Source organism: Kocuria sp. CPCC 205297 (genome assembly GCF_040981035.1).
Classification (GTDB): Bacteria; Actinomycetota; Actinomycetes; order Actinomycetales; family Micrococcaceae; genus Kocuria; species Kocuria marina.
This window is the reverse complement of the sequence record NZ_JAVKPY010000007.1, coordinates 39,165-56,565: the sequence shown is the minus strand read 5'-3', so window position 1 is coordinate 56,565 and position 17,401 is coordinate 39,165. Positions and strand designations below refer to the sequence as shown.

At 68.8% G+C, this 17,401-nt stretch carries 17 protein-coding genes and 1 pseudogene; 11 read left to right on the top strand and 7 right to left on the bottom strand.

The window, feature by feature from the left end; translation table 11 throughout:
- Positions 1-16 precede the first annotated feature (16 nt).
- On the top strand, positions 17-2,062 hold the full coding sequence (locus tag RF650_RS07995; protein ID WP_368814597.1) for a peptidoglycan DD-metalloendopeptidase family protein: 2,046 nt from the start codon (positions 17-19) through the stop codon (positions 2,060-2,062).
- A gap of 163 nt (positions 2,063-2,225) precedes the next feature.
- On the opposite strand, the gene RF650_RS07990 is transcribed toward RF650_RS07995, so the two are convergent.
- Both RF650_RS07990 and RF650_RS07985 read right to left on the bottom strand, forming a co-directional pair.
- Positions 2,226-3,512, bottom strand: coding sequence for a cytochrome P450 (locus RF650_RS07990; protein ID WP_368814596.1), 1,287 nt, complete (start codon positions 3,510-3,512; stop codon positions 2,226-2,228).
- A 43-nt stretch (positions 3,513-3,555) separates the two neighbouring features.
- The gene (locus RF650_RS07985) at positions 3,556-4,779 is read right to left on the bottom strand and encodes an MFS transporter (protein ID WP_368814595.1); all 1,224 of its coding nucleotides are present in this window, start codon (positions 4,777-4,779) and stop codon (positions 3,556-3,558) included.
- 435 nt (positions 4,780-5,214) lie between these two features.
- Between RF650_RS07985 and RF650_RS07980 the strand changes: the two genes are divergently transcribed.
- Positions 5,215-6,405 carry an alcohol dehydrogenase catalytic domain-containing protein gene (locus RF650_RS07980; RefSeq protein WP_368814594.1) on the top strand — a complete coding sequence of 397 codons (1,191 nt, stop codon included), beginning with the start codon at positions 5,215-5,217 and terminating at the stop codon, positions 6,403-6,405.
- 649 nt (positions 6,406-7,054) lie between these two features.
- On the opposite strand, the gene RF650_RS07975 is transcribed toward RF650_RS07980, so the two are convergent.
- Positions 7,055-7,573: a relaxase/mobilization nuclease domain-containing protein gene (locus RF650_RS07975; protein WP_368814593.1), complete on the bottom strand. Its 519-nt coding sequence runs from the start codon at positions 7,571-7,573 to the stop codon at positions 7,055-7,057.
- Positions 7,574-7,624: 51 nt separating this feature from the next.
- On the opposite strand from RF650_RS07975, the pseudogene RF650_RS07970 reads away from it, so the two are divergent.
- Positions 7,625-8,217 (top strand): annotated as a pseudogene (locus tag RF650_RS07970) (recombinase family protein).
- A gap of 79 nt (positions 8,218-8,296) precedes the next feature.
- Here RF650_RS07970 and RF650_RS07965 read toward each other — a convergent pair.
- Both RF650_RS07965 and RF650_RS07960 read right to left on the bottom strand, forming a co-directional pair.
- Positions 8,297-8,842 carry a DinB family protein gene (locus RF650_RS07965; protein ID WP_242670516.1) on the bottom strand — a complete coding sequence of 182 codons (546 nt, stop codon included), beginning with the start codon at positions 8,840-8,842 and terminating at the stop codon, positions 8,297-8,299.
- 63 nt (positions 8,843-8,905) lie between these two features.
- Entirely contained in the window at positions 8,906-9,280 is a 375-nt protein-coding gene (locus RF650_RS07960) for an ArsR/SmtB family transcription factor (protein WP_368814592.1), read from the bottom strand.
- Positions 9,281-9,365: 85 nt separating this feature from the next.
- Between RF650_RS07960 and arsB the strand changes: the two genes are divergently transcribed.
- The 7 genes from arsB (at position 9,366) to RF650_RS07925 (ending at position 15,750) form a co-directional block, all read left to right on the top strand.
- The gene (gene arsB, locus RF650_RS07955; protein ID WP_131333715.1) at positions 9,366-10,460 is read left to right on the top strand and encodes an ACR3 family arsenite efflux transporter; all 1,095 of its coding nucleotides are present in this window, start codon (positions 9,366-9,368) and stop codon (positions 10,458-10,460) included.
- Between the two features lie 30 nt (positions 10,461-10,490).
- Positions 10,491-10,922, top strand: coding sequence for a low molecular weight phosphatase family protein (locus RF650_RS07950; RefSeq protein WP_131333714.1), 432 nt, complete (start codon positions 10,491-10,493; stop codon positions 10,920-10,922).
- A gap of 48 nt (positions 10,923-10,970) precedes the next feature.
- The gene (locus tag RF650_RS07945) at positions 10,971-11,444 is read left to right on the top strand and encodes an arsenate reductase ArsC (protein WP_131333713.1); all 474 of its coding nucleotides are present in this window, start codon (positions 10,971-10,973) and stop codon (positions 11,442-11,444) included.
- A gap of 13 nt (positions 11,445-11,457) precedes the next feature.
- A complete protein-coding gene (gene trxB, locus RF650_RS07940) occupies positions 11,458-12,483 on the top strand; it encodes a thioredoxin-disulfide reductase (RefSeq protein ID WP_368814591.1) in 1,026 nt (341 codons plus the stop codon).
- On the top strand, positions 12,476-13,924 hold the full coding sequence (locus RF650_RS07935; RefSeq protein WP_368814590.1) for an FAD-dependent oxidoreductase: 1,449 nt from the start codon (positions 12,476-12,478) through the stop codon (positions 13,922-13,924). The genes trxB and RF650_RS07935 overlap by 8 nt, the downstream gene beginning before the upstream one ends.
- A gap of 28 nt (positions 13,925-13,952) precedes the next feature.
- Complete coding sequence (locus RF650_RS07930) at positions 13,953-14,588, top strand: arsenate reductase ArsC (RefSeq protein ID WP_311254167.1); 636 nt, start codon at positions 13,953-13,955, stop codon at positions 14,586-14,588.
- 82 nt (positions 14,589-14,670) lie between these two features.
- Complete coding sequence (locus RF650_RS07925) at positions 14,671-15,750, top strand: ArsO family NAD(P)H-dependent flavin-containing monooxygenase (protein ID WP_207387854.1); 1,080 nt, start codon at positions 14,671-14,673, stop codon at positions 15,748-15,750.
- A gap of 34 nt (positions 15,751-15,784) precedes the next feature.
- On the opposite strand, the gene RF650_RS07920 is transcribed toward RF650_RS07925, so the two are convergent.
- Complete coding sequence (locus RF650_RS07920) at positions 15,785-16,360, bottom strand: N-acetyltransferase family protein (RefSeq protein ID WP_368814589.1); 576 nt, start codon at positions 16,358-16,360, stop codon at positions 15,785-15,787.
- Complete coding sequence (locus tag RF650_RS07915) at positions 16,357-16,698, bottom strand: metalloregulator ArsR/SmtB family transcription factor (protein ID WP_368814588.1); 342 nt, start codon at positions 16,696-16,698, stop codon at positions 16,357-16,359. The genes RF650_RS07920 and RF650_RS07915 overlap by 4 nt, the downstream gene beginning before the upstream one ends.
- A 125-nt stretch (positions 16,699-16,823) precedes the next feature.
- On the opposite strand from RF650_RS07915, the gene RF650_RS07910 reads away from it, so the two are divergent.
- Positions 16,824-17,324 (top strand): ArsI/CadI family heavy metal resistance metalloenzyme, encoded by a 501-nt coding sequence (locus RF650_RS07910; RefSeq protein ID WP_368814587.1) that lies wholly within the window; start codon positions 16,824-16,826, stop codon positions 17,322-17,324.
- The last annotated feature ends 77 nt before the right edge of the window (positions 17,325-17,401 follow it).

Sequence of the window (17,401 nt, the reverse complement as noted above, 5' to 3'; positions counted from 1 at the left end):
GAGACACGATCGCCTCATGACTCGTTCACGCTCACGTGCCGCGGCGGCCAGGAAGCCGTCCATGGCGCTGACTGCCTTCACGTCCTTCTCCATGCTCGTGGCCGTGAGCGTTGCGCTCAGCAATGGCACCGAAACCGCCCCCTGGCAGCCCGCCATGGCTCACGACGCGCAAGGCCCCCAGCGCTCGGGCGTTCCCGCTCCCGACGACGACGCCGCGCGGCCGGCTCAGGCCTCCCTGTTCGCCGTGGTGCCGGACCAGGCGGCGATCGCCGCGTCCCACGACGTTCCGGTGACCGCCCCGGGCACGTTCGTCCGCAATGCGGTGGAGATCGCTCCCGGGGGTTCCGGTCCCCGCGCCTCCGGAACCGGAAGTGCGGGCGCTGCCGGATCCGGAAGCGGTTCGGGCTCGAGCGGCTCCGGGAGCGGCGCGGGGGACACGTCCCCCGTGGCACCGAGCACGCGCGCTCCGGCGACCTTCGAGGGTGAGCTGCCCGTCAACACCATCATCGCCCCGGCCCAACCGGTGGTCGTGCTGGACGGTGGCCGCTTCGGATGGCGGATCGCCCCGGACACCAAGCAGAAGGACTTCCACAACGGCACGGACATCTCCGTACCGGAGGGCACACCCGTGGTAGCCGCCCTGGACGGCACCGTCACAGCGGTTTTCTGGGACGTGTGGGGTGGCAACCGGGTGGAGGTCACGCACGCGAACGGCATCAAGACCACGTACAACCACCTCAAGGACGTCATGGTGCGCGTGGGGGACACCCTGCGTGCCTCCGAGCAACTGGGCACCGTGGGGCAGACGGGTCTGCGTGTCACCGGCCCTCACCTGCACTTCGAGATCTGGGTTCACGGCAAGGTCGCGGACCCGGAATCCTTCGACTGGGAGACCGGCAAGGGTGTGATCCCCGCGTCGCGTGCGCCGTATTCCACGGAGGACCAGGCCGCGACGCAGCCTCCCGTGGATCCGCACGCGGAACCCGGCACCGATTCCGGTCCCGCGCCGTCCCACGTTCCCGATGCAGATCACGAACGCGTGATGGCACTCGGCCGGAAGACCCCGCCGCCGGCAGCGGCGTCGTCGAACACCGGAAAACCGGCCGCCGCGAAGCAGGCGTCCGGCGAGAAGGCCGGGAACGATGCCAAGAAGTCCGCGCCCCAGGCTGCACCGGCCACGAAGGCCCCTGCCGAGAAGGGGCCCGCTCACGAGCCAGGGTCGACGACGACGCCGCGCCCGAACACGACCCCGTCCGGAGCATCCACGCCAGGCAGGCCCGAGCAGACCCCGGGCCGGGCGACACCGGGAGGACACGACTCCGGCGCCAAGAAGCCGGGGGACAAGACTTCCACGCCGATCCCGTCGAAGTCCGGTGGTTCCGCGGGTAAGCCGAGCGATCCGGGCAAGCAGAAGCTCGACCCGAGCGGCTCCCCGACTCCGAGTCCTACGCCGATCCCGTCGAAGTCCGGTGGCCCCACGGGTACGTCGAGCGATCCGGGCAAGCAGAAGCTCGACCCGAGCGGCTCCCCGACTCCGAGTCCTACGCCGACCCCGTCGAAGTCCGGTGGCGCCACGGGCACCCCGAGTGATCCGGGGAATACCCTGCCCACCCCGAATCCGTCGACGTCCGGGCGCCCCAAGCCACCGGGGCACACCGAGCCGGGCAGGGATCCCAACCCTCAGCCGAACGTGCCCGGTGTGGATCCCTACACCGCGCGCGTGGATCAGCTGACCACGCTGGAGCAGGTGCAGCAGCGCACGCAGCACCTGCTGGCCACGCAGTTGGTGCTGACCCCGGCTCAGCAGTTCGGACCCGCCACGCCACTGAACACCGAGTTGACCTTGCTGTCCCAGCGGCTCACGGATTCCAAGCTGGCCGCCGCGGATCCGTCGTTCACCGCGCAGCTGAACAAGACCCAGCACGCGGTGGCGGCGGCGTCGGCGAAACCGGCGGACAAGAAACTCACCGCGGCGGCCACGGCCGAGCTGACCACGCTGCAGAAGCTGGTGGCCGATGCCCCGCCGTACCAGTCCCCGGCTCCCTCCGCCAAGGACGGGTGAGGACCGGGGTTCCACCTCCCGCCCGTAACGGCGGTGCGTACCCGTGGACCGGTGATCCCGCCCACAGCGGCGGGTGACACCCCGGTGTTCCGGACATGGAGGTGCTTACCCGAAGGGCCACCCCGCTCGCACGCGGGGTGGCCCTTCGGTTCGCTCGGGTGGATCAGTGGGCGGTACGCACCCGCATGCCCGTAGCGGGGCGGGTCAGCATGTGGGTCCACGAGAACGTGAGGTCGTCCGGGTCGGTGCCCAGTTCCACGTTCGGGCGGGCCAGTGCCACCACGGCCGCGGACAGGGATGTCACCGCGATCTTCTCACCGGGGCAGCGGTGGCCCGTACGGACCTCGGCACCGCCCTGGGGGATGAACGTGCGGATGGCCTCGGCGTCGTCGACCCCCATGAAGCGTTCGGGGTCGAAAGTGCCGGCGCGCTCCCACGAGGCGGGATCGTTGTTGGTGCCCAGGATGTCGATCAGCACGCGCTGACCCTTGTGGATGGGGCAGCCCTTGATCTCAGTGTCCGCGGTGGCCTCGGCGGGGAGCATCGGGACGAACGGGTAGACGCGGCGGACCTCCTGGGCAAAGGCCACGGCCTCCGGGATGTCGAGCAGAGAACCACCCCGTGCCTGGGACGCCTCGTGGATACGGGCGGCCCATTCCGGGTGCTCCACGAGTGCTGCCCCGGCGAAAGCCGCAAAGCGAGCCACCGCCACGTTGGGGCGGGTGAGGTTCTGCAACTCCACCGCGGCGGTCTTCTCGTCCACGAGGCCACCGTTCTCGTCCACGAGACGCGCCATGTGGGTGAGCACCGAATCCGGGTCGGCGGCCACGGTGCCCGAACGCACCCCGTGGATCAGCTGTGTGAACGTGCGATCCAGGCGGAAGCGCTCGAACCATGAGATCGGGTGCGTGGCGGGGCGCCCAAAGGTGTCCAGCAGACGGCTCATGCGGCGGGCCTGCCGGTCCATCTCCTGGCGGCTCCACGGGATCCCGGCCCACCGGAAGGACGCACGGCCGAAGGCCAGGGCCGTGCCGTCGTAGACGTTGCCGGGGGAGGTCCATTCACGGATGAGCATCTCGAGTTCCTCGGCCACGAACGGCTTGTACTGGGCCACCCGCTCGTCCTCGTAGGCCATGTCCGCCATCTGGTTCTTACGTGCGGCGTGGGCGTCCCCGTCCAGGGCGTGGACGGCACCCGACCCGAAGAGCGGGCCGCGGATGAACAAGGGCATGGCGCCGTGGCGCTTCATGCGGGAGGTGTCGTAGAAGAGGTCCACCCCTTCTTCCCCGCGCACCAGGACCGAGCGCTTGCCCAGCAGGTTCATGCTCACCGGGGTGCCGGACTCCGGGGAGATGCCCGTGCGACGTCGTACGCGCGAGGCGAAGAGGTAGCCTGAGCGCAGGAAGGAGAGGACTTGGTCGGGGCGGGTGCGTCCCGCGGTGGAAGTCATGCTCCGATCGTACGGGTACTGACCTTTCGCCGACTGGGAGGTTTCAACGCCGGGCACGCACCCGCAGGGCGCCCGCGAAGAGGAACGCGAACAGGCCCATGAGCGGGAAGACGAACAGCGCGGTCCGCAACCCGGCGGCATCGGCGAAGAGGCCGATCAGCGGGGGCGAGAGCACGAACACGATGCGCATGCACCAGCTCACCAGGGTGAGTCCCGTGCCGGGTTTCAGGCCGGGGGCGCGGTCCGCGGCGGCATAGGCGTTGGGGACCATGGTTGCGCAGCCGAAGCCCGCGAGGGCGAACCCAGCCAGGGCCACCCACGGTGTCGGCGCGAGCGCCACGGCGCCCAGGCCCACGAAGATCAGTACGCCCCCGATGCGCGTGACCAGCACAGCGCCCAACGCGTCGATCAGCCTGTCCCCCAAAAGGCGACCCACGAACTGCGCGCCCACCAGGCTGACGTAGCCGAGCCCCACCATGCCCACGGGTGCGCCCAGGGCGTCCCGCAGGTAGACGGCGGACCAGTTGGAGCCCACGTCTTCCACGAGCACCCCGGACATGGCGACGACGGCGATCGGCAGCAGCGCGAGCGCGGCCACTCCCGCGCTACGCGGGAGCTTGGGTATCCCGGCGGTGTCCAGGGGGGCGTTCTCGGCCTGGGTGGCGGCGTGTTCCGCGTGGTCATCGGGGACGGCCCAGCGCATGGCGAAGGCCGCCACGGCCGCGAAGATGACACCGCTGATCAGGAAGTGCCAGGGCAGGGGTAGGTTCATGGCCGCGGCGGCGGTGCCCATGAGGCCGCCGATCACGGCACCTACGCTCCACAGGGCGTGCATGGAGTTGATGATGGAGGTTCCGGCGAGGCGTTGTACTCGCAGTCCTTGCGCGTTCTGCGCTGTGTCCACGAGGGCGTCCAGCATGCCCGCGACGAACAATCCGATCCAGAACACGGCCACGAGGGGAACGGATCCGGCCACGAACACCGCGGTGGCGAGCAGGATCGAACCCACCACGGCGACGCGCGCCGTTCCGAACCTCCGCAGGATGGGGGCCGGCAGGGGACCCGCCACCACACCTCCGATGGGGAACGCGATTAGCGCGAACCCGTACAGGGCGTTGGACAGGTCGTACATGTCCTTGATCTCGGGCAAGCGGGGCAACAGGTTGGAGAAGATCGCGCCGTTGGTGAGGAACAGCAGGGACACCGCGATGCGCGCTCGGGTGATCCGCAGGCGGTCCATGGCCGGTGGTGGGGAAGCTGGCGTCACCCCGTCAGGCTACGGGCCGGGGAGGGTGGAGCACACTCGGGGGTGGTCTGCCCGTCGGCCCCCGAAAGGGTCAGCTTGCCACTGTCGTTAGCTCCTGGCGAAAGCCAGCATCCAGTCCCTCACTGATTCCCCCGTAAGCCCCGCTCACAAACTGCCCGGTGAAGGTGCCCTCAACGCCAAACCGCCGATCATCTCGAAACCCACAGGTTGTGAGATCCCATCGGTACCTTGTGGTTTTGCACGACCGTTACGAGCCGGGGCAAGCCCACCCCCCCCAGAACGCGGATTCGTCCAGGACGCCTCCCTCCCCACGACGCCCCTGGGGGTCGATTTAGGTTGTGCGAGACCTATGGTTTACTGAGAGAAGCCTCAAGACTGGGGCTGGACCGAGTCTCCCCGGGCCCCGGTGTGAGAACTCAAGAAGGAGTGAAGAACATGGCAGGCAACCGTTCCGTCGTCTTCCGCGGCGTGAAGAACATGCAGGTTGAGGATCTGGACTTCCCGAAGCTCCAGATGCCCAACGGCAAGAAGGCACCCCACGGTGTTGTCCTGAAGGTCGTGGCTTCCAACATCTGCGGTAGTGACCTCCACATCTACCGCGGGTCCTTCCCCGCCCCGGAAGGCATGGTCATGGGGCATGAGATGACCGGGGAAGTCGTGGAAATCGGCTCTGACGTCGAGTTCCTGAAGGAAGGCGACCTGGTCTCGGTTCCCTTCAACGTGGCTTGCGGCCGCTGCCGCAACTGCCGCAACGGTCGTACCGAGGTCTGCCAGACCTGCAACCCGGACGCCGATTCCGCTGCCTACGGCTTCAACCTGGGCGGCTGGGACGGTGGACAGGCCGAGTATCTGTTTGTTCCCTATGCGGACTTCCAGCTGCTGAAGTTCCCGGACCGTGACCAGGCCATGGAGAAGATCCGCGATCTGGCGCTTCTCTCTGACATCCTCCCGACTGCCTTCCACGGCCTCATGGAGGCCGGCGCCAAGCCCGGGTCCACTGTCTACATCGCGGGGGCCGGCCCCGTGGGCCGTTGCGGCGCCGCAGCTGCGCGCCTGCTGGGGGCGTCCTGCATCATCGTCGGAGACCATGACAAGGATCGCTTGGCCCTGATGAAGCGCAACGGTTGCGAAACCATTGACCTCAACGAGGATGTCCCGCTGCAGGACCAGATCGAAAAGATCCTTGGCGAGCCGATGGTCGACTGCGCCGTGGACTACGTCGGCACCGAAGCTCACGGCATCGGCAAGGACGCGGACAAAGAGGATCCGGCCTATGCGATCAACCAGGTGATCGACGTTACCCGTGCGGGAGGCGCCACCGGCATCATCGGCATCTATGGGCCTGACCCCCTGGCGGATTCCAAGGACGAGCAGAACGGCATCTACCCGATTGAATTCGGCAACGCCTGGATCAAGTCCCCGAAGATCACCGCTGGCCAGGCGCCGATCATGCATTACAACTACGAGTTGATGCAGGCGATCCTGTGGGACCGCATGCCGTACCTGTCGGACATGCTGCAGACCAAGGTCATCGGCCTTGACGATGCTCCTCAGGCCTACGCGGACTTCGACAACAGCTCGCAGGAGAAGTACATCATCGACCCCCACGGCATGATCGCCTCCTGATCTTGCTCACCCGGTAGTGAGGCCCTGGCAATTTGCCAGGGCCTCACTACCGCCAGGACGCGCCCCAAGCTGAGGGCGCCTTTTCGTTCTCTCTTATGGCCGGTCAGGAAAACAGCTGGCCGTGAACCCGGTGCCAGGGGTTCCACAGCACCCTCCGCCGACGGCGCGTCGAGCTGGAGGAAGCGGGGGCCACCATCACCTCCGCCGGGTGGCAGATGCCCATGACCGCACTCATCGCTGTGGGCCTCATCCACGGCGAAGGTTTCCGTACCGCCCCCAGACCAGTCCCTTGGCATCTTCCGATCAAACCCCTGAGGCATCGGAGAGCACCGGTCGGCTGCTCGAGCGCGTCCGCGAGCTGGAAACCGAGGCCCAGGAATGGCGCCGGCGCGCCGAAGTTGCTGAAGCACGAGCCGAAGAACGCCGGCGAGCTCTCGACGCCCTGCAAATCGCCAACGAAACCGAGCGCATGGCGCTGCGCATGCTCACCGGACAGAGCTCCCACACACCACAGGCTCCTACAGCTCCCGAGCCTGCTCACCGCGCACCTGTGGCGGAGCCGAAAACACCCCCGGAACCCGCTCCACCCGCGACCCCTCAGGAGCCGCGCCGGGGGTTCTTCTCCCGCATCTTCTCGTCCTAAGCCCAGCTACAGGCCCCGTCCGCGCTCCTCCCGACCAGGACCGGGGCGACGAAGGTGCTGCGCCTGTTCCAACGGGTGAAGCGGGGCTACCCGCTGTTGCTGCTGGGGCGCCGGGGTTCTTTTTCGGGGTGCCGGGGTGTCCAGCTCCACGACCTTGCGGATCTGCTCCCACTCCGCGCGGCGGGCCGCCGCCACCTCAGCCTGTTGCTCCTGCTGCTGACGCACTGCGAGTACCGAGCGTTTACCGCGGCCCGCCTCGCTGCGCCGCGGCGCGGTCTGCAAATCGTGCTCCAACTTTAGGCGGGTGCACGCGCTCTGGGCCGCGCGCCGGTCGTTGCGCCCGTGCCACACCTTGCCCTCGTCGTTGACCCGGCACACCACCACATGCACATGGTCATCGGCGTGGCGAACCATCAGCCACGGGTGCTCCTCGAAACCCATGGGATGCGAGACGTCTCGTCGAACTTTTTCGTGCCCGCATGTTTCCGCGGTGCGAGGTGTCTCGTAGCTATGTGCTTTATCCATGTGCCTAGAATCGGATGCTCACCGTAGGTTGCGAGACACATAGGGGATGACGTGGGCAAGTTGATTGGGTACGCGCGCGTGTCGACGCGGCAGCAGGATGCCGACCGTCAAGTGTCTGACCTGTTGAACGTGGGCGTACGGCGCGATGATCTCTATGTCGACCATGGAGTGTCTGGAGGACGCGCATCCCGTCCCTCCTTCGACAAGGCTGTGGATGCCCTGGATAGCGGCGACACCCTAGTGATCACGACATTGGATCGTCTGGGGCGGTCGACACAGAACATGCTCGCTTTTGCGGATCAGCTAGGGGGCAAAGGCGCCGGTCTGCGGGTGCTCAATCTGGGTGGGGGAGACGTGGACACCCACACCCCAATGGGGTCCATGGTCTTCACCGTCATGGCGGCTCTGGCCCAGATGGAGCTGGAGATCAAATGAGAGCGCATCACCGACTCGGTGGCCAAGCGCCGGGCCGCCGGCAAGGACCTCGGCGGGCGAAGGCAGACCTTCACTGATTCCCAGATCCGCAACGCCCTTCGACTGATCGAGGCCGGGGACCGGCCACCCAGGTCGCCCGTGACCTCGGGATGTCCAGGGCCACCCTCTATCGGCGGATCCGCGAACTGCTCATTCCGACGACCATCTGATCGGATGCTCGTCGTCGAATTGGATGGCGTGTAGGCCGGTGCCCCGACTGCATTGCCGAGCCCGTGAGATGGGGTGGTTTCACGATGCTGGGGTGATGGTGAGCTGCTGGCGGTGGTGTTCGTAGTGCTGGGTGCCGTAGTGGTAGATCTCGGTCAGACTCATCCAGTCATGGAAGTAGGGGTCCCAGTGCACCGGCATGTGCATGCCGCGGGCCAGCGTGCCTGCAGGCTCGGCTTCGAGCCGGGCCTGCAGGGTGTCGACGGTGCGGTCAAACCACCGGAGAAGCCGCGCGCCGTGAATGACCCGGGCTGCACCCCGGTCGCTGACGTAGTTGATGGCGTGGAAGGGGCCGGTGCCGGCCTCCAGTATCCGGGCGAAGGTCCGGCTGACCGTATCGGGGAGGCGACCCATCAGGCGCACCAGCGGTAGCAGGCGCAGCACGACGAGGTAGCCGAAGAACATGTGGAACAGCAATTGCCCGTTGGTCCAGCGGGTGCCGGCTGAAGGCCGGCGCAGATCCGTCGGGCTCGCCATGGACACCAGGGCGTGGAAGTCAGCCCGAACCCGCTCGAGCTCGTCATGGATTGCTTGGCGGGTGAGCGGTGTGCTGTTCATCGTGGTCATCCCCTCATGCAGTGTCCGGAATGGCGGAGAGAGCACAGGCTCGAGCGCCCTAAAACCGGGGCCTCAGCGCAGGTCCAGGAATGCCCGCAGCTCGGCGAAGGCGTCGGGCACCACGGAGTAGTGGGCCCACTTCCCGTGCTGTTCACGGGTCAGCAACCCGGCGTCCACGAGCTTCTTCATGTGGTGGCTCACGGTGGGCTGGCTGATGCCCACCATCGCGGTCAGGTCGCATACGCAGGCCGCTCCGCAACCTTGGGCGGCCACATGGGAGAGCAGGCGCAGGCGCGTGGGATCGGACAGGGCCTTGAGTCGCCCGGCGATCCGCTGGGCATCGTCCACGGTCATGGGTCCGCCCCAGAGCGAGCAGCACTCCGTATCCGGTGCGCCAGGGCTGCACTGATCGGCGGTGGTGGCGTGAAGGTCGGGTGCGAGAGTCATCACCCCATTCTACATTGACGACTGTCGATGCGACCCCCTAATGTTTCCGATAGATCGTCGTCGATACGAAGGACTGAGTCTGCCCATGAGCAACACCACCACTGCCCCCGCCGTCCACCAGGGGGTGATGAAGGACCTGTCCTTCCTCGACCGCTGGCTGCCCGCCTGGATCATCATTGCCATGATCGCCGGCCTGGCCCTGGGCCGGTTCGTCCCGGGCCTGAACACCGCCCTGGAGGCCGTGAAGATCGGGGAGGTCTCCCTGCCGATTGCCGTCGGGCTGCTGGTAATGATGTACCCGGTGCTGGCCAAGGTCCGCTACGACGAGACCCATCGCGTGGCCGGGGACCGCCGCCTGATGGGCGCCTCCCTGGTGCTGAACTGGATCGTCGGGCCCGCACTCATGTTCGCCCTGGCCTGGATCTTCCTCCCCGACCTGCCGGAGTACCGCACGGGGCTGATCATCGTGGGGCTGGCCCGGTGCATCGCCATGGTGCTGATCTGGAACGACCTCGCCTGCGGCGACCGTGAAGCGGCCGCCGTGCTGGTGGCGATCAACTCCGTCTTCCAGGTCATCGCCTTCGGCGCCCTGGGCTGGTTCTACCTCCAGGTCCTGCCCTCCTGGCTGGGGCTGCCGACGACGTCGGCGGAGTTCTCCGTGTGGTCCATCGTCGTCTCCGTGCTCGTCTTCCTGGGCATCCCGCTGGTTGCCGGGTTCCTCACCCGCACCCTGGGCGAGAGGGCCAAGGGCCGGGAGTGGTACGAGAACAGCTTCCTGCCGAAGCTGGGCCCCTGGGCGCTCTACGGGCTGCTGTTCACCATCGTGCTGCTCTTCGCCCTGCAGGGCGAGGCGATCACCTCCAACCCCTGGGACGTGGTGCGCATCGCCTGGCCGCTGCTGGCCTACTTCTTCCTCATGTTCGGCATCGGCCTGCTGGCCTCCCGGGCACTGGGGCTGAACTACGCGAGGTCCACCACCGTGGCCTTCACCGCCGCCGGCAACAACTTCGAGCTGGCCATCGCGGTGGCCATCGGCACCTTCGGGGTCACCTCGGGGCAGGCCCTGGCCGGGGTCGTCGGGCCCCTGATCGAGGTCCCGGTCCTGGTGGCCTTGGTCTACGTGTCCCTGTGGGCCGGGCGCAAGCTCTTCCCGCACGACCCGACCGTCCCCACCCGCTGACCTTCCGCCCTTACCTGAGGAGTACCCGCGATGAGCACCGAGAAGCCCTCCGTCCTGTTCGTGTGCGCCAAGAACGGCGGCAAGTCGCAGATGGCCGCCGCCCTCATGGAAAAGCGCGCCGCAGGTGCCGTGGAGGTCCACTCCGCCGGCACCAAGCCGGGAAAGGCGATTAACGCCCTCTCCGCCGAGGTGATCGCCGAGGTCGGCGCCGACATGTCCCACGGGCACCCGAAGCCCATCGACCCTGACCTGCTGCGCCGGGTGGACCGGGTGATCGTGCTGGGCGACGAGGCCCGGGTGGATCCGGTCGAGGGCATGACCGGGACCATTGAGACCTGGCACACCGACGAGCCCTCCGCCCGCGGCATCGAGGGTGCGGAGCGGATGCGGCTGGTCCGCGATGACATCGACGCCCGCGTCCAGGTCCTGCTCACCGAGCTCACCGACGGCAACCCCGCCTGAACCATCCTCCCTTTCCTCTTCCCCCTTCCGACAGAACGGATGATCCCCATGACTGCTGAGACCACCCCCGAGACCACCGTGACGACCCCGGCCGAGGCCACGGACAAGCCCTCCGTCTTGTTCGTGTGCGTGCACAACGCCGGCCGGTCCCAGATGGCCGCCGCTTACCTCACCCACCTCTCGGGCGGGCGCATCGAGGTGCGCTTGGCCGGCTCCGCCCCGGCCGATGCGGTGAACCCGGCCGCCGTGGAAGCCATGGCTGAGGAGGGCATCGACATGAGCGCCCAGACGCCCAAGATCCTCACCACCGAGGCCGTGCAGGACTCGGATGTGGTGATCACCATGGGCTGCGGGGATGCCTGCCCGTTTTTCCCGGGCAAGCGGTATGAGGACTGGAAGCTGGAGGACCCGGCCGGCAAGGGCGTGGAGTCCGTCCGGCCGATCCGCGATGAGATCAAGGCCCGGATCCAGCAGCTGATCTCCGAGCTGCTGCCCGCCGGCGACACCACCGCCACCAAGTAAGGGCGGGGCGGCCATGACCACGAACACCACCACCGACCCCGCGACGGTCACTGCGACGGTCACTGCGACGGACAAGCTGATCATCATCGGTTCCGGCCCGGCCGGCTACACCGCCGCGATCTACGCCGCCCGGGCCGGGCTCACCCCGCGGGTGATCGCCGGGTCCGTCACCCACGGCGGGGCGCTGATGAACACCACCGAGGTCGAGAACTTCCCCGGCTTCCCCGGTGGCATCCAGGGCCCGGAGCTCATGGCGGGCCTGAGCGAGCAGGCCGAACGCTTCGGGGCGATCGTCGAGTACGACGACGCCGCCACCGTGGATCTGAAGGGTCACCTGAAGGAGGTCACCACCCTGGAGGGGAAGACCTACCGGGCCCCGGCGGTCATCGTGGCCACCGGCTCCGCCTACAAGGAACTGGGCCTGCCCGAGGAGAAGAGGCTCAGCGGTCACGGGGTGTCCTGGTGTGCGACCTGCGACGGGTTCTTCTTCCGCGATCAGGACATCGTCGTGGTTGGCGGCGGGGACTCCGCCATGGAGGAGGCGATCTTCCTCACCCGCTTCGCGGCCTCGGTGACCGTGGTCGTGCGCCGCGACGCCCTGCGGGCCTCGAGGATCATGGCTCAGCGGGCCAAGGACAACGAGAAGATCCACTTCGCCTACCACAGCGCGGTCACCGCCATCCACGGCACCGACAAGGTCACCGGGGTGACCCTGACCGACACCACCACCGGCGCCACCCAGGAACTGGCCGCCACCGGCGTGTTCGTCGCCATCGGCCACCTCCCGCGCACGGAACTGGTGGCCGGTCAGCTGGAGCTGGACGGCGACGGCTACATCGTCGTGGATGCCCCCACCACCGTCACCAACCTTTCCGGGGTTTTCGCCTGCGGGGACGCGGTGGACCACCGCTACCGCCAGGCCATCACCGCCGCCGGCACCGGATGCGCCGCCGCCCTGGACGCCGAACGCTACCTGGCCGCCCTCGAGGACGCCGACTCCATCGCCACCGCCCTTGTGGAGGAGACCACCCATGCCTGAGGCCACCGCTGACACCACAGGAATCACCACGGACATCACGGAGCTGCCGGTCGTGGTCATCGGCGCCGGACCGGTGGGCCTGGCCGCGGCCGCCCACCTGGTGGAACGTGGCCTGCACCCGATGATCATCGAGGCCGGCCCCCAGGTCGGGGCCGCGATCCGGGAGTGGGGCCACACCCGCCTGTTCTCCCCGTGGCGCTACAACATCGACGCCGCCGCCGCCCGCCTGCTGGCGACGGAAGGCTGGGCTGCCCCGGACCCCGAGGTCCTGCCCACCGGGGCCGAGCTGGTGGAGCAGTACCTGGAACCCCTGGCCGCCACCCAGGCCCTGGGCCCGCGGATCCGCACCGGCACCCGCGTGCTCGCTGTCTCCCGGGCCGGGATGGACAAGACCCGCACCACTGGCCGGGAGACCACCCCGTTCCTGGTCCGTCTCCAGCACCCCGACGGCACGTGCGCGGACCTCCGGGCCTCGGCGGTGCTTGATGCCTCTGGCACTTGGTCAACGCCCAACCCGCTGGGGATGGCCGGCCTGCCGGCACCGGGCGAGGCTGAGGCCCTCGCCGTGGGACGCATCACCGCCCCGCTGCCCGACGTCACCGGCCGCGACCGGGGCCGCTTCGCCGGCCGTCACGTCCTGGTCGTCGGTGCCGGACACTCGGCGGCCAACACCTTGCTCGAGCTGGGTGCTCTGGCCGAGACCGAGCCGGACACCCGGATCTGCTGGGCTGTGCGCTCTGCTGATGTCGCCGGCGTCTACGGCGGGGAGGACCGCGACGAGCTGGCCGCCCGCGGGGCCCTGGGCACCCGGCTGCGCCACCTCGTGGAATCCGGGGTGATCGAGGTGCACACCTCCTTCGTCATCACCGGCTTCACCCCTGGCGAGCACGGCCTGACCGTGCGGGCCACCACCCCGGCCGGCGACCAGGAGCTCACCGTGGATCTGCTGGTGCCGGCCACCGGCTTCCGCCCCGACCTGGGCATGCTGGCGGAGCTGCGCCTGGAGCTGGATGCGGCCGTGGACGCCCCGCGCCAGTTGGGCCCGCTGATCGATCCGGAGGTCCACTCCTGCGGCTCCGTGGCTCCGCACGGGGAGAAGCTGCTGGCACACCCCGAACCGGGCTTCTACATCGTGGGCATGAAGTCCTACGGGCGGGCCCCGACCTTCCTGATGGCCACCGGCTACGAGCAGGTCCGCTCCATTGCCGCGGCCCTGGCCGGGGACCGCGCCGCGGCCGACGACGTGCAGCTGGTGCTGCCCGAGACCGGGGTGTGCTCCACCGACCTCGGTGGCTCCTGCGACCTCCCGGCCCCCGGCGCTGAGACTCAGGGCTGCTGTGCCCCGGCCGTGGCTGAGGAGCTGGTTGATGCCTGTTGCTCGGGGCCGCAGCCGGTCACCCTCGGGCTCGTCCCGGTCTCCGTCCGCTCGTCCTGTTGCTGACCATCACTTCACGGAACCAGGAGTCGCCATGACCGAGTCCACCTCCACCTCCGAACTCGACACCCACGTCCTGACCCGCACCGCCGCCCACCTGGCGGAGCGCTACGAGGGGATCTTCTCCCCGGAGACGGTGGAGCGCTACGTCTTCGAGTCCTACGCGACGCTGTCGCGTACCGCGCGGATCCGCACCTATCTGGCGGCCACTGCCGGGCACTTCGCCGATGACCGGCTGCGGGCCTTGGCCCAGTCTCAGGGCAAGATCGACAAGCCGGTGGCGCAGGTGCTGTTCGTGTGCGTGCACAACATCGGCCGCTCCCAGATCGCCGCGGCCCTGCTGGCCCACTACGCCGGGGAGCAGGTGGAGGTCCGCTCCGCTGGGTCCCTGCCCGGGGCCGAGGTCCACCCTCTGGTCGTCGAAGCCCTGGCCGAGCGTGGGATCGACCTGTCGGGGGCCTACCCCAAACCGTTGACCGACGACGTGGTGCGTGCCGCCGACTACGTGATCACCATGGGCTGCGGGGACGCCTGCCCGGTGTATCCGGGCAAGCGCTACCTGGACTGGGCGGTGGCTGACCCCTCCGAACAGACCCTGGAGGGCGTGCGGGAGATCGTCGAGGCGATCGACGCCCGGGTGCAGGCGTTGTGGGACCAGCTCCGCGACTGACCAACCCCTCAGGCTCGGCCCCGCTCCCGTGTCGTGCGGGGCGGGGCCGAGCCCGTGGGCGAGCCAAGGGAGGCTGACCACCGTGGAGCATCAGGTGGATGTGGTGATCATCGGGGCCGGACAGGCCGGGCTGGCCGTGGGCTGGTTCCTGCGCCGCCGCACGAACCTGTCCTTCGTGCTCCTCGACGACCAGCACAGCCCGGGCGGGGCCTGGCGGCACACCTGGGACTCCCTGAGGTTGTTCTCCCCGGCCGGCTACTCCTCCCTGCCCGGGAGGCTCATGCCCACCACCGGGGCGGAGAACCCGGACGCGACCCATGTGATCGACTACCTCACCGACTACGAGACCCGCTATGAGCTGCCCGTCCACCGGCCCGTGCGCGTGAGCGCGGTGCACCGCGACGAGGAAGGCTTCCGCCTGCAGACCACCAAGGGGCAGTGGCGCGCCCGGGCGGTGGTCAGTGCGACCGGCACCTGGTCCCAGCCGTTCTGGCCTGCCCTCCCCGGCCAACGCGACTTCCGCGGAACCCAGGTGCACAGCGCCCACTACACCGGCCCCGCCCCCTATGCGGCCCAGCGGGTGGTCGTGGTCGGCGGGGCAAACTCCGCCGCCCAGATCGCCGCTGATCTCACCGCCACCAGCCAGGTCACCTGGTGCCTGAACGGGGCCCCGCAGTATCTGCCCGACGAGGTCGACGGACGCGAACTGTTCCGCATCGCCACCGCCCGCGCCCAGGCCCTGGCGGCCGGGCAGCCGGACCCCGGCGGGGTCGCCGCACTGGGCAACATCGTCGTGGTGCCCCCGGTGAAGCGCGCCCGGGACGCGAGGCTCCTGCACCCCACCCCGATGTTCACCCGCTTCACCCGCACCGGCATCACCTGGGCCAAAGGGCAGGAGCAAGAGGTGGACGCGGTGATCTGGTGCACCGGATTCCGCCCGGCCCTGCGCCACCTGCGGCCTCTGCATGTACACGAGGCCGATGGGACGATCCGCACCGACGGCACGGCCTCGGTAAAGGTGCCGGGCCTGTACCTGGTCGGCTATGGGGACTGGACCGGGCCCGGCTCGGCCACCCTCATCGGGGTCGGCCCCACCGCCAAGGCCACTGCCGCCGCCCTGAAGCGGCAGCTGACCGCCCCGGCGCCGGTTCCCGCCCGCTGACCCGGGCAGGCCCACCAACCTTCAGGGGTGGGGTTCAGATGCCGACGGTGGCGCTGCGCCGCTCCAGCAAGAGCACATCGCGCCACTGCCCACCCTGGGGACCGTGACTCATCAACCCCAGACGCCGGCGCACCCCGACCGTCTCGAAGCCCACCTTGCGGTGCAGGGCCAGGCTGGCGGTGTTCTCCGGAAAAATCTTCGCCTCGATCGTCCACACCCCGGCGGCCTCCGCCGAGGCGATCAGGGTCTCCAGCAGGAGACGCCCGACACCGCGCCCGGACGCCGCAGGGTGGACGTAGACGGACTCCTCCACCACCCCCGCGTACACGGTCCGGGCCGAGACCGGGGAGGCGGCGACCCAGCCCAGCACCGTTCCGTCTTCGTCCACGGCCACGTGGCGCAAACGCGGCGGCTTGCCCGCCGCGAAGCGTGCCCAGCTCGGCGGCTGGGACTCGAAGGTGGCCTGGCCGGTGGCGATGCCGGCGACGTAGATCTCCCGCACGGCCGGCCAGTGCCGCTCCTCCAACCCCGCCAGGGTGACCGCCCCGGTGTCACCGTGCGCCACGTGTGGCCTCACCGCGTCGTTCATGCGCGGCGGTGTGCCGCTCATACGGTGGCCGCCTCGGGGGCGAACAGGGTCACCAGGGCCTCCATCGCCTCCGGGCGGGTGCGGTAGTACACCCACACCCCACGCTTGTCCCGCTCCAGCAACCCGGCCTCGTGCAAGACCTTCAGATGGTGGCTGATCGTGGGCTGGGACAGCTCGAAGGCCGGGAGCAGGTCGCACACGCACGCCTCCCCACCGGGGTGGGAGAGCACCATCGACAGCAGCTGCAACCGCACCGGATCGGCCAGGGCCTTCAACAACGGGGCGATCCGCTCCGCCCGCTCCCGCCCCAGCGGTTCTCGCGACAGCGGAGCGCAGCACGCCAGGGCCGTCGGCGTCACAGAGGCATCGTCACCAGAAATAGACATGCATCAATATTGACCCACGTCGATGCCGGTGGCAACGTTAGTACATCGACGGCGGTCTATATCTTATGGTGGCCGTCTTTTCCGGAAAGGAGCCCGTCATGTCCAGAGTTCAGCTCGCCCTGCGTGTTGCCGACCTCGAGGCCTCCATCACGTTCTACTCGAAGCTGTTCAACACCGCCCCGGCCAAGCGCCGGCCCGGCTACGCCAACTTCGCCATCACCGAGCCCCCGCTCAAGCTCGTCCTGCTCGAGGGCGAGCCGGGGGAGGGGACGAGGATGGATCACCTCGGGGTGGAGGTCGAGTCCACCGAGATCGTCAACGCCGCCGCTGCCCGCCTGGCCGAGGCCGGGCTGGCTACCCGCCCTGAGGAGGAGACCACCTGCTGCTACGCCGTCCAGGACAAGGTCTGGGTCACCGCCCCCGGCACCGAACCGTGGGAGATCTACACCGTCACCGCCGATGCCCGTCCTGACCTGGAGGGTCAAACCGATCCCGAGCAGTCCGCGGTGGCCGGCGACGGCACCTGCTGCACCACCGAGACCCAGCCCGCCGCGACGGGTGCCGCCGGTCCGGCCGGCAAGCAGCCCAGCTGCTGCTGATTCCTCATGCCGCAGATCATCCCGAAGCGGACAGGCCACAAGCTGGTGTACATGGCCTTGGGGGTGGTCGTGGTGAC

Coding starts and splice junctions, on each gene's coding strand:
- RF650_RS07995 (WP_368814597.1), top strand. CDS start 17: ATGACTCGTTCACGCTCACGTGCCGCGGCGGCCAGGAAGCCGTCCATG.
- RF650_RS07990 (WP_368814596.1), bottom strand. CDS start 3,512: ATGACTTCCACCGCGGGACGCACCCGCCCCGACCAAGTCCTCTCCTTC.
- RF650_RS07980 (WP_368814594.1), top strand. CDS start 5,215: ATGGCAGGCAACCGTTCCGTCGTCTTCCGCGGCGTGAAGAACATGCAG.
- RF650_RS07975 (WP_368814593.1), bottom strand. CDS start 7,573: ATGGATAAAGCACATAGCTACGAGACACCTCGCACCGCGGAAACATGC.
- RF650_RS07965 (WP_242670516.1), bottom strand. CDS start 8,842: ATGACCACGATGAACAGCACACCGCTCACCCGCCAAGCAATCCATGAC.
- RF650_RS07960 (WP_368814592.1), bottom strand. CDS start 9,280: ATGACTCTCGCACCCGACCTTCACGCCACCACCGCCGATCAGTGCAGC.
- arsB (WP_131333715.1), top strand. CDS start 9,366: ATGAGCAACACCACCACTGCCCCCGCCGTCCACCAGGGGGTGATGAAG.
- RF650_RS07950 (WP_131333714.1), top strand. CDS start 10,491: ATGAGCACCGAGAAGCCCTCCGTCCTGTTCGTGTGCGCCAAGAACGGC.
- RF650_RS07945 (WP_131333713.1), top strand. CDS start 10,971: ATGACTGCTGAGACCACCCCCGAGACCACCGTGACGACCCCGGCCGAG.
- trxB (WP_368814591.1), top strand. CDS start 11,458: ATGACCACGAACACCACCACCGACCCCGCGACGGTCACTGCGACGGTC.
- RF650_RS07935 (WP_368814590.1), top strand. CDS start 12,476: ATGCCTGAGGCCACCGCTGACACCACAGGAATCACCACGGACATCACG.
- RF650_RS07930 (WP_311254167.1), top strand. CDS start 13,953: ATGACCGAGTCCACCTCCACCTCCGAACTCGACACCCACGTCCTGACC.
- RF650_RS07920 (WP_368814589.1), bottom strand. CDS start 16,360: ATGAGCGGCACACCGCCGCGCATGAACGACGCGGTGAGGCCACACGTG.
- RF650_RS07910 (WP_368814587.1), top strand. CDS start 16,824: ATGTCCAGAGTTCAGCTCGCCCTGCGTGTTGCCGACCTCGAGGCCTCC.